This window comes from Mesorhizobium silamurunense, from assembly GCF_014843825.1.
Classification (GTDB): domain Bacteria; phylum Pseudomonadota; class Alphaproteobacteria; order Rhizobiales; family Rhizobiaceae; genus Mesorhizobium; species Mesorhizobium silamurunense.
On sequence record NZ_JHQR01000257.1, the window covers coordinates 1 to 9,957 of the forward strand.

Sequence of the window (9,957 nt, forward strand, 5' to 3'; positions counted from 1 at the left end):
ATGTTCAGGCCCTCGGAGGAGCGAGGGTTCTCCCGGCCGCTCGGAAGTGCTGCCACGGCTGCGCCGCGGCGACGTCCTCACCCACTGTTTTCGGCCATTTCCCAACGCGCCGGTCTTCGCGTCCGGCGCGGTGCGGCCGGACATGCGGCTGGCGCGCGAGCGCGGCGTCATCTTCGACATCGGCCACGGCATGGGTTCTTTCGACTTCGACGTCGCGAAGGCCATGCTCGCCGAAGGCCTGGCGCCGGACGTCATCTCGAGCGACGTCCATCTGTACTGCGTCGACGGCCCAGCCTTCGACATCCTCGTCTGCATGTCGAAGCTCATGGCGCTCGGCATGCCGCTGGTCGAGGTGCTGCGCGCGGCGACGCAGCGCCCGGCTGAGGCGATCACCAGGCCCGAGCTCGGCGCGCTCAAGGTCGGCGGCATCGGCGATGTCGCCGTGCTCAGACAGAAGCCAGGCCGCTTCACCTTTGTCGATGCTGTCGGCGCCTCGCTGGTTGCGGATCGGCGGCTGGTCTCCAACGGCATCGTCATAGGCGGCAAATGGTGGCCGAACGAGGCGCCCGATCACAAAGAGACTGAGCGTTTCGAGCCGCATGCGCATCACACTCATGTGGATGTGGCGGCCAGGCATTTCGGGCGGGGGTGATCTCCCCCCTTGAGGGAGAGATGCCCGGCAGGGCAGAGGGGGTCGGTCCGACTGGGCTCGCCCTCCTGCAATGGATGAGGGCTGGCGCTTGACGCGAGGCGACCCCCTCTGTCGCCTTCGGCGACATCTCCCCCTCAAGGGGGAGATTACCGTCTCGCGTTGCTCGGTTCGCCGTAAACCGGCGTGGCAATCCCCTCCATGCGTGCCTTGAGCTGCATCGCCACGAACTTCGAATAGAAGCGCGACAGCGCCAAGTTGCCACCATGGAACCACAGCGCGTCCTGCGCCGTCGGCTTCCACATGTTGCGCAGTTCGCCCTGCCACGGGCCTGGGTCGCCCTTGACGCCGGAACCGAGGCCCCAGCACGGACCGACCTTGTCGGCGACCTCGCGCGAGACGATCCCCGCCACCGTCTCGTTCATCGACTGGTAGCCGGTGCAGCAGACGATCGCGTCGACGGCGAGCTCGCTGCCGTCCTCGAACAGGATGCCGTTCGGCGTCAGCGACTTGATGCCGACGCCGCTCTTGAACGCGATCTCGCCGTTAAGGATCAGCTCGCAGGCACCGACATCGATGTAAAAGCCGGAACCGGTACGGTAGGCCTTCATCAGCAGCCCCGTCTCGTCCTCGCCGAAGTCGATGGCGAAGCCGCTGTCGCTGAGGCGCTTGTAGAATTCGGCGTCGCGCTCCCTGATGACATCGTAGAGCGCCCGCTGGCCTTTCGGCACCAGCGCGAACGGCGTCGAGGCGACGATCATGTCGGCTTTGTCGGTGGTGATGCCGCGCGCTAGCGCTTTTTCGGAAAAGATCTCGAAGCCGACCTCCATCAGCGTGTCGGACTTCACCACCGTCGTCGGCGAGCGTTGCACCATGGTGACCTTGGCGCCTGCCTCCCAGAGATCGACGCTGACATCGTGGCCCGAGCTTGCCGCCCCGATCACCGCGACGCGTTTGCCGCGGAATTTCTCGCCGGTGGAATACTGGCTGGAATGCAGGAGCTCGCCCTTGAAGCTGTCCGCGCCCGGCAGCTCGATCTGCCGCGGCGGTCCATAGGCGCCGGTGGCGAAGACGATGTGCTTCGGCTTCAGCGTGATGCGCTGGCCGACGCGGTCGACGACCACCGTCCAGGCCTTCTCGACCTCGTCATAGGCGGCGCTGATGCATTTGGCGGCGACCCAGTAATTCAGCTCCATGACGCGGGCATACATTTCCAGCCAGTCGCCCATCTTGTCCTTGGGCGTGAAGACCGGCCAGTTTTCCGGGAACGGAATGTAGGGCAGATGGTCGTACCAGACCGGGTCGTGCAGAACGAGCGAGCGGTAGCGGTTGCGCCAGGAATCGCCGGCGCGCGCGTTCTTCTCGATGATGACAGTGGGCACGCCGAGCTGCCGCAGCCGAGCGCCCAGCATGATGCCGCCCTGGCCGCCGCCTATCACCAGGCAATAGGGCTGCTCGTGCACGCCGAGGTCGCGCGCCTCGCGCGCTCTGGCTTCGGCCCAGGTCTCGCGTTCGGGATCGGCCTTGTGGCGGATGCCGAGCGGCCGGTCCGGACCTTTCTGTTCCTCGAAACCCTTGAGCTCGCTCATCGCCGTGAACAGCGTGCGGCAGCGGCCGTCCTGGAGCCGCAATATCCCCTCGCCCCGCGCCACGGCCGTCTCGAAGCTGAACCAGGCTTCGATGATGCCGTCGTCGACACTTGCTTCGCCCGACAGACGCCAATGCGACGGCTTCGCTACCGACAGCGTTGCCTTCAGCATCTCGCGGATCGCCGCCTGGCCCTCCATGGTTTTTATGTTCCATGTGAAGGTGAGCAGGTCGCGCCAGTAGCAATCCTCAACGAAAAGGTTCGTCGCCGCCTCGATGTCGCCGGCCTCGAGCGCCCGGCCGAACGAGCCGAGCCAGGTAGCCGCCTGTTGCGATGGTGCGATGTCGAGCATTTTGTTCCGTCCTCCGAAAGTCGACTGGCACCGCCAAGCCCACCGGCGACGCCCAAGGAAATGCGCTTTGAGGTGGCCGAGATTCGGGTCAGGACGCGCCGAAAATGATGGGCCCCGAGAACCGGAGCGGAGCGTACTTAAGGTACGTGAGCACCGGAAGCGCAGGAGACCGCCATTTGCAGGCCGGCCTCACCCGAATATCGACCACCTCAATCCCCGAGCGGCTCCATCTCCTTCCCCGTCCGATGGATCTGGGCGTTGTACTTGATGCGGCGCACCGTCTCGCGCGCCGAGCCGTCGAGCTCGTAGGCGGACGCCACCGCAAGAAGGTCGATGGCCGCCAGAAAGGCGTAGCGCGAAGCGGTCGGCTTCAGCGTGTCGGGATATTCGGGAACCGCCATCGTCAGCCGCACATCGCAGACGCGCGTCAGTTCGGTGTCCGGCGCCGTGACGCAGATGGCGTTGGCGCGATAATGCTTGGCAAGCCCCACCGCCTCGATCACTTCCCGGGTACGGCCGGTTGCCGAGATCGCGATCACCAGATCGCCTGGCTTCAGCGTCGAAGCCGTCATGCGCATCAGATACGGATCGCATTGCGCGCTGATCGTGATGCCGTAGCGGAACAGGCGGTATTGCGTCTCCTGCGCCAGCGCCGACGAGCTGCCGCCGAGGCCGAACACCGTGACCTGCCGCGCCTTGGCGATCAGCTCCGCCGCCTTCTGCAACTGCCCTGGATCGATCTGCCGTTCCGCCTCCTGCAGCGCGCGGCGCGCCTCGCCGAAAACGGCACTCCAGAACGGCATGCCGCTGTCGCCATTCGAGGGTTGAGGCTTGGTGCTGAGATAGAGCGCGCCGACGACCAGGCTCTGCGCCAGCTTCAGCTTGAAATCGCGAACGCCCTCGCAGCCGATGGCGCGGCAGAAACGGGTGACGGTCGGCTCGCTGACCTGGGCGCGTTGCGCCAGCGCGGCATTGGACGCATCGACCGCATATTTGACGTCGTCGAGCACGACATCGGCGACGCGGCGCTCGGCCGGGCGCAAATCCGCGTAACTGTCCTTCACCTGCGAAATGATGTCCGGGAAGCGCCGGACATGGTCGTGCCCGTCGCCTTCCTCGCTCGAAATTCGCAGCTCCTGGGCGTCAGCTTCGGTCATCCGGTCTCCGCCATGTTTTGCGCTCCGCCGTTCCTTGCGCCTGCCCACCATCGCGTCGCAGGCCGCTGCCTCAGCCTTTACTCAAAAATCGAGGCCTGCTGCTGCACCGCCCATCAACAAACGGCTGTCGCCTGGAGGCGGATATGTAGGAAAGTAACACAGGCAGGTAAGGTAGTTACAGCTGATTTTGCCCAGCAATGCAGGGGACCGACTCGTCGACCGGAAGGCTGTTGCCATCCCGCAAAGGTGGGTCCGGCTGCGGGCAAAATGCACGTCACCTGTCGATGATCGGAGACCCGGCGTTGCCGAGCGCAAAACCTTTATAAGATTCCTATTTCTTTCCCTCCCGCCCCGTCTCGAACCTTTATGGCGATCGGGTCCATATTCCGCTCCGACAAGAAGCTTTGACCGCCGCCACTGGCGAGATGGCGTGTGTCTGTTCGTGGTTTTGCCACACTTCTCGAGAGCGGAAAAGTACAAGCGAAAAAAGGAACGTCTGCAATGGACCTTATTGTTCTCGGGATCGGGATTTTGTTCTTCGCCCTGTCCTTAGCCTACGTCAAAGCCTGCGACAGAATCTAAGCAGAAGGATCAGGCCATGCTTTTCGATTACATCCTCGGCGGCGCGGTGACCTTGTTCCTGCTTGCCTACCTCACTTACGCGCTCATCCGCCCAGAGCGCTTCTGACGGGCACGCGGAGAACTCATCATGACTATAAATGGCTGGATACAGATCCTCGTCTATTGCGGGATCCTGCTTTTGCTCGTGAAGCCGCTCGGCGGCTATATCCACCGCGTCTTCAGCGGTGATCGCACCTTTCTGTCGCCGGTGCTCGTCCCGATCGAGCGCGGGCTCTATCTCCTCGCAGGCACGAGCGAGAAGGAAGAACAGCATTGGGCCATCTACGCGACCGGCATGCTGCTCTTCAATCTCGCCGGCTTCCTGGTTCTCTACGCGCTGCAGCGGCTGCAGGGCGCCCTGCCCTATAACCCCGCGGGCATGACAGCGATCGAGGCCGGGCTCGCCTTCAACACCGCCGTCAGCTTCGTCACCAACACCAACTGGCAGAACTACGGCGGCGAAAGCACGATGTCCTATCTCGTGCAGATGGCCGGCCTTACCGTCCAGAACTTCGTCTCTGCCGCCAGCGGCATTGCCATCGCGATTGCCTTGATCCGTGGTTTCGCCCGCGCTTCGGGCAGGTCGATCGGCAATTTCTGGGTCGATCTCACCCGCACCATGCTCTATGTGCTCTTGCCGCTCTGCATCGTGCTGACGCTCGCCTATGTGTGGGTGGGCATGCCGCAGACGCTTGGGCCGTATGTCGACGCCACCACGCTGGAAGGCGCCAAGCAGACCATCGCGCTCGGGCCGGTCGCCTCGCAGGTCGCCATCAAGATGCTCGGCACCAATGGCGGCGGCTTTTTCAACGCCAACGCCGCGCATCCGTTCGAGAATCCGGACGCGGTCTCCAACCTGATCCAGATGCTGTCGATCTTCGCGATCGGCGCTGCTCTCACCAATGTCTTCGGCCGCATGGTCGGCAACCAGCGCCAGGGCTGGGCGATCTTCGCCTCGATGGGCGTGCTGTTCCTCATCGGCGTTACAGTCTGCTACTGGGCCGAGGCCGCCGGCAATCCGCTGGTCCATGCGCTCGGCATCGACGGCGGCAACATGGAAGGCAAGGAAACGCGCTTCGGCATCGCCTTGTCGGCTCTGTTCGCGGTCATCACCACGGCGGCCTCCTGCGGCGCCGTCAACGCCATGCATGATTCCTTCACCGCGCTCGGCGGCATGATCCCGCTCATCAACATGCAGCTCGGCGAGGTGATCGTCGGCGGCGTCGGCGCCGGCTTCTACGGCATCGTGATGTTCGTCGTCGTCGCCGTCTTCGTCGCTGGCCTCATGGTCGGTCGCACGCCCGAATATCTCGGCAAGAAGATCGAGGCCAAGGAGGTCAAGATGGCGATGCTTGCCATCCTCTGCCTGCCGTTCGCGATGCTGGTCTTCACGGCAATCGCCGTGGTCCTGCCGAGCGCCGTGGCCTCGATGGCCAATGGCGGCCCGCACGGCTTCGCCGAGGTGCTTTATGCCTATACCTCGGCTGCCGCGAACAACGGCTCGGCTTTCGGCGGCCTCTCCGGCAACACGCCCTGGTACAACATCACGCTGGGCCTCGGCATGCTGATGGGCCGCTTCCTGGTCATCATCCCGGCTTTAGCCATCGCCGGCTCGCTGGCCGCGAAGAAGACCGTGCCCGCCTCCGCCGGCACCTTCCCGACCGACGGCACGCTGTTCGTCGGCCTGCTGGTCGGCGTCATCATCATCGTCGGCGGCCTCACCTTCTTCCCGTCGCTCGCCGTCGGTCCGATCGTCGAGCACCTGGCGATGATCCACGGACAGACCTTCTGAGATGACCATGCCCTGGTTCAACAACATACGTCGGCACGATCGTCACCAACCCGGTGACGGAAGGCCCGATGACGGAGGGAACGAGAAGCCTCGTCCTTTCCCGACGCTTTCCACCTTCCTCGGCATGGCAGCGGTGCTGTTCGTGCTGTGGCTGCTGGCTTCCGCTCTTCCGCATCTGTTGCCGAAGACCGAACACCCGGCGCCGTCCAACATCACCGATACTGGAGCCTCGAAATGAGCCAGTCCAAATCCGCGAGCATTCTGGATGCCCGCATCCTGGTGCCCGCCATCGGCGGTGCCTTCCGCAAGCTCGATCCGCGCACATTGATCCGCAATCCGGTGATGTTCGTCGTCGCGGTCGTCTCGCTGCTCACCACCGCGCTTTTCATCCGCGACCTGATCGCCGGCGGCGGCGATCTCGGCTTCACCCTGCAGATCATCATCTGGCTGTGGTTCACCGTGCTGTTCGCCAATTTCGCCGAAGCCGTGGCCGAGGGCCGCGGCAAGGCGCAGGCCGACTCGCTGCGCAAGGCGCGCACCGAGACCCAGGCCAAGCTGCTCGTCAACGGCGAGGATCGTTCGAAGTTCAAGCTGGTGCCCGGCACCAGCCTGATGGTCGGCGACATCGTGCTCGTCGAAGCCGGCGACATCATTCCCTCCGACGGCGAGGTGATCGAAGGCGTGGCATCCGTCAACGAGGCGGCGATCACCGGCGAATCCGCGCCCGTCATCCGCGAATCCGGCGGCGACCGCTCGGCCGTCACCGGCGGCACCCAGGTGCTGTCCGACTGGATCCGCGTGCGCATTTCCGCCGCCTCCGGCCAGACCTTCCTCGACCGCATGATTTCGCTGGTCGAAGGCGCGGAACGCCAGAAGACGCCGAACGAGATCGCGCTCAACATCCTGCTGGTCGGCATGACGCTGATCTTCGTCCTGGCGACCGCGACCATCCCGAGCTTCGCTTCCTACTCGGGCGGCTATATCTCGGTGACGATCCTCGTCGCTCTGTTCGTGACGCTGATCCCGACCACGATCGGCGCGCTGCTGTCGGCCATCGGCATCGCCGGCATGGACCGCCTGGTGCGCTTCAACGTGCTCGCCATGTCCGGCCGCGCCGTCGAGGCCGCCGGCGACGTCGACACGCTGCTCCTCGACAAGACCGGCACCATCACGCTCGGCAACCGTCAGGCGACCGAATTCCGTCCGGTCAAGGGCGTCACCGAACAGGAGCTGGCCGATGCCGCGCAGTTGGCCTCGCTGGCCGACGAAACGCCGGAAGGCCGCTCGATCGTCGTGCTGGCCAAGGAAAAATACGCCATCCGTGCCCGCGACATGGCGACCTTGCACGCGGCCTTCGTGCCCTTCACCGCGCAGACTCGCATGAGCGGTGTCGACATCGACGGCTCCTCGGTGCGCAAGGGCGCGGTCGACGCGGTGTTGGCTCACGTAAATCAGGCGACCCTCGCCGCCCATGGCACGCGTCCGACGAGCGAGACGATCCGCGATCTCCAGGCCGTTGCCGACGAGATCGCCAAGGCCGGCGGCACGCCGCTGGCGGTCGAGCGCGACGGGCGCCTGCTCGGCATCGTCCACCTCAAGGACATCGTCAAGGGCGGCATCCGCGAGCGTTTCGCGGAGCTGCGCAAGATGGGCATCCGCACGGTGATGATCACCGGCGACAACCCGCTGACCGCGGCGGCGATCGCCGCCGAAGCCGGCGTCGATGACTTCCTCGCCCAGGCGACGCCTGAGAACAAGCTGTCGCTGATCCGCGAGGAACAGGCCAAGGGCAAGCTGGTCGCCATGTGCGGCGACGGCACCAACGACGCGCCGGCGCTCGCCCAGGCCGATGTCGGCGTCGCCATGAACACCGGCACGGTCGCCGCGCGCGAGGCCGGCAACATGGTTGACCTCGACAGCGATCCGACCAAGCTGATCGAGATCGTCGAGATCGGTAAGGCGCTGCTGATGACGCGCGGCTCGTTGACCACCTTCTCGATCGCCAACGACGTGGCCAAGTACTTTGCCATCATCCCGGCGATGTTCGCGGTCTTCTACGTCGCGCCCGGTCAATCCGCCGGGCCGCTGCAGGCGCTCAACATCATGCATCTGGCGACGCCGCAGAGCGCCATCCTATCGGCCATCATCTTCAACGCGCTGATCATCATTGCGCTCATCCCGCTGTCGCTGAAAGGCGTGAAATACCGCGCCATCGGCGCCGGCGCGCTGCTCACCCGCAACCTGCTCGTCTACGGCCTTGGCGGCATCGTCGTGCCCTTCGTCGGCATCAAGGCGATCGACCTGGTCGTCACGGCCCTCGGCCTCGCATAAGGAATTGCTCCAATGCTCAAGCAACTCAGACCCGCGATCGTCATGATCGTCTTCTTCACGGTGCTGACCGGCCTCATCTATCCGATCGGCATGACCGGTATCGCCCAGGCGCTGTTTCCCAAGCAGGCCAATGGCAGCCTGATCGAGAAGAACGGCAAGGTCGTCGGCTCGGAATTGATCGGCCAGGCTTTCGCCAGCGACCGCTATTTCCATGGCCGGCCGTCGGCCGCCGGCGACGGTTACAACGCCGCCGCCTCCAGCGGCGCCAATCTCGGCCCGACCAATCCGAAGCTGATCGAGCGCATCAAGGGTGATGCCGAGAAGCTGAAGGCGCAGAACCCGAACGCGCCGGTTCCGATCGACCTTGTCACCGCCTCGGGCAGCGGCCTCGATCCTGACATCAGCCCGGAGGACGCCTATTTCCAGGTGCCGCGGGTTGCCAAGGCTCGCGGCATCGATGAGGCCAAGGTGAAATCACTTGTCGACAGCCATGTCGAGGATCGCGAGCTGGGCTTCATGGGTGAGCCGGTGGTCAACGTGCTCGCCCTCAATCTCGCGCTGGACGACCTGAAATAGTCAGCACCGCGCCGGGGATCGACACGATCCCCGGCGCAATTCATGATTGGACTTGATGCCCGACGACAGGACCAACCACGAAACCAGACCCTCTCCCGACGCGCTGCTCGAGCACGCCGAGCGGGAGGGCCGCGGCCACTTGCGCATATTCCTCGGCGCCGCACCCGGCGTCGGCAAGACCTACGAGATGCTGATGGCGGGCCGCGCCCGCCGCGTCGACGGTGTCGACGTCGTCATCGGCGTCGTCGAAACGCACGGCCGCAAGGAAACCCAGGCGCTGGTCGACGGCTATGAGGTGATCCCGCGCCACGAGGTCGAGTACAGGGGTCGCACCCTCGACGAGATGGACATCGACGCCATCCTGAAACGCCGACCGGCGCTGGTCCTGGTCGATGAACTCGCCCACACCAACGCGCCCGGCAGCCGCCACCCCAAGCGCTACCTCGATGTGCAGGAAATCCTGTCGCAAGGCATCGATGTCTACACCACGCTCAACATCCAGCATGTCGAGAGCCTGAACGACGTCGTCGCGCAGATCACCCGCGTCAGGGTGCGTGAGACGGTTCCCGATTCCATCATCGACCAAGCCGACGACATCGAGGTCATCGACCTCACGCCCAACGACCTGATCCAGAGGCTGCAGGAAGGCAAGGTGTATTTCCCCGACACCGCCCAGCGCGCGATCGAGAACTATTTCTCGCCGGGCAATCTGACGGCGCTGCGCGAGCTGGCGCTGAGGCGCACCGCCCAGCGCGTCGACGAGCAACTGCTCAACCACATGCAGTCGCATGCCATTCCGGGACCGTGGGCCGCCGGCGAACGGGTTCTCGTCTGCGTCGACTCGCGTCCGGGCGGTGCCGCCCGCATCCGCTACGCGCGCCGGCTCGCCGA

General features: G+C 64.8%; 8 protein-coding genes and 1 pseudogene. 7 read left to right on the top strand and 2 right to left on the bottom strand.

All coding sequences use genetic code 11. The features are described from left to right. Positions 1-652, top strand: a pseudogene (locus DH10_RS26810) (amidohydrolase family protein); the annotation flags it as partial. A 146-nt stretch (positions 653-798) separates the two neighbouring features. Here the strand turns inward: DH10_RS26810 and DH10_RS26815 are convergent. Together DH10_RS26815 and DH10_RS26820 are read right to left on the bottom strand one after the other, a co-directional pair. Beyond that, positions 799-2,589, bottom strand: coding sequence for an NAD(P)/FAD-dependent oxidoreductase (locus DH10_RS26815; protein WP_192385549.1), 1,791 nt, complete (start codon positions 2,587-2,589; stop codon positions 799-801). Between the two features lie 209 nt (positions 2,590-2,798). Next, positions 2,799-3,746: a MurR/RpiR family transcriptional regulator gene (locus DH10_RS26820; RefSeq protein WP_192252298.1), complete on the bottom strand. Its 948-nt coding sequence runs from the start codon at positions 3,744-3,746 to the stop codon at positions 2,799-2,801. 598 nt (positions 3,747-4,344) lie between these two features. Here DH10_RS26820 and DH10_RS26825 point away from each other — a divergent pair. From DH10_RS26825 to DH10_RS26850, 6 genes are all read left to right on the top strand, one after another. Further along, positions 4,345-4,434 carry a K(+)-transporting ATPase subunit F gene (locus DH10_RS26825; protein WP_036257910.1) on the top strand — a complete coding sequence of 30 codons (90 nt, stop codon included), beginning with the start codon at positions 4,345-4,347 and terminating at the stop codon, positions 4,432-4,434. A 21-nt stretch (positions 4,435-4,455) separates the two neighbouring features. Continuing rightward, positions 4,456-6,159 (top strand): potassium-transporting ATPase subunit KdpA, encoded by a 1,704-nt coding sequence (gene kdpA / locus DH10_RS26830; RefSeq protein ID WP_192252295.1) that lies wholly within the window; start codon positions 4,456-4,458, stop codon positions 6,157-6,159. Position 6,160: 1 nt separating this feature from the next. Beyond that, positions 6,161-6,397 carry a hypothetical protein gene (locus DH10_RS26835; RefSeq protein WP_246506296.1) on the top strand — a complete coding sequence of 79 codons (237 nt, stop codon included), beginning with the start codon at positions 6,161-6,163 and terminating at the stop codon, positions 6,395-6,397. Then, positions 6,394-8,490, top strand: a complete 2,097-nt coding sequence (gene kdpB / locus DH10_RS26840; protein WP_192252292.1) for a potassium-transporting ATPase subunit KdpB — start codon at positions 6,394-6,396, stop codon at positions 8,488-8,490. The genes DH10_RS26835 and kdpB overlap by 4 nt, the downstream gene beginning before the upstream one ends. 12 nt (positions 8,491-8,502) lie before the next feature. Continuing rightward, positions 8,503-9,066: a potassium-transporting ATPase subunit KdpC gene (kdpC, locus tag DH10_RS26845; RefSeq protein WP_192252290.1), complete on the top strand. Its 564-nt coding sequence runs from the start codon at positions 8,503-8,505 to the stop codon at positions 9,064-9,066. Between the two features lie 55 nt (positions 9,067-9,121). Further along, a partial coding sequence (locus DH10_RS26850) for a histidine kinase (RefSeq protein WP_485020602.1) occupies positions 9,122-9,957 on the top strand: 836 nt, incomplete at its 3' end.

Coding starts and splice junctions, on each gene's coding strand:
- kdpC (WP_192252290.1), top strand. CDS start 8,503: ATGCTCAAGCAACTCAGACCCGCGATCGTCATGATCGTCTTCTTCACG.
- DH10_RS26815 (WP_192385549.1), bottom strand. CDS start 2,589: ATGCTCGACATCGCACCATCGCAACAGGCGGCTACCTGGCTCGGCTCG.
- DH10_RS26835 (WP_246506296.1), top strand. CDS start 6,161: ATGACCATGCCCTGGTTCAACAACATACGTCGGCACGATCGTCACCAA.
- DH10_RS26820 (WP_192252298.1), bottom strand. CDS start 3,746: ATGACCGAAGCTGACGCCCAGGAGCTGCGAATTTCGAGCGAGGAAGGC.
- kdpB (WP_192252292.1), top strand. CDS start 6,394: ATGAGCCAGTCCAAATCCGCGAGCATTCTGGATGCCCGCATCCTGGTG.
- DH10_RS26825 (WP_036257910.1), top strand. CDS start 4,345: ATGCTTTTCGATTACATCCTCGGCGGCGCGGTGACCTTGTTCCTGCTT.
- kdpA (WP_192252295.1), top strand. CDS start 4,456: ATGACTATAAATGGCTGGATACAGATCCTCGTCTATTGCGGGATCCTG.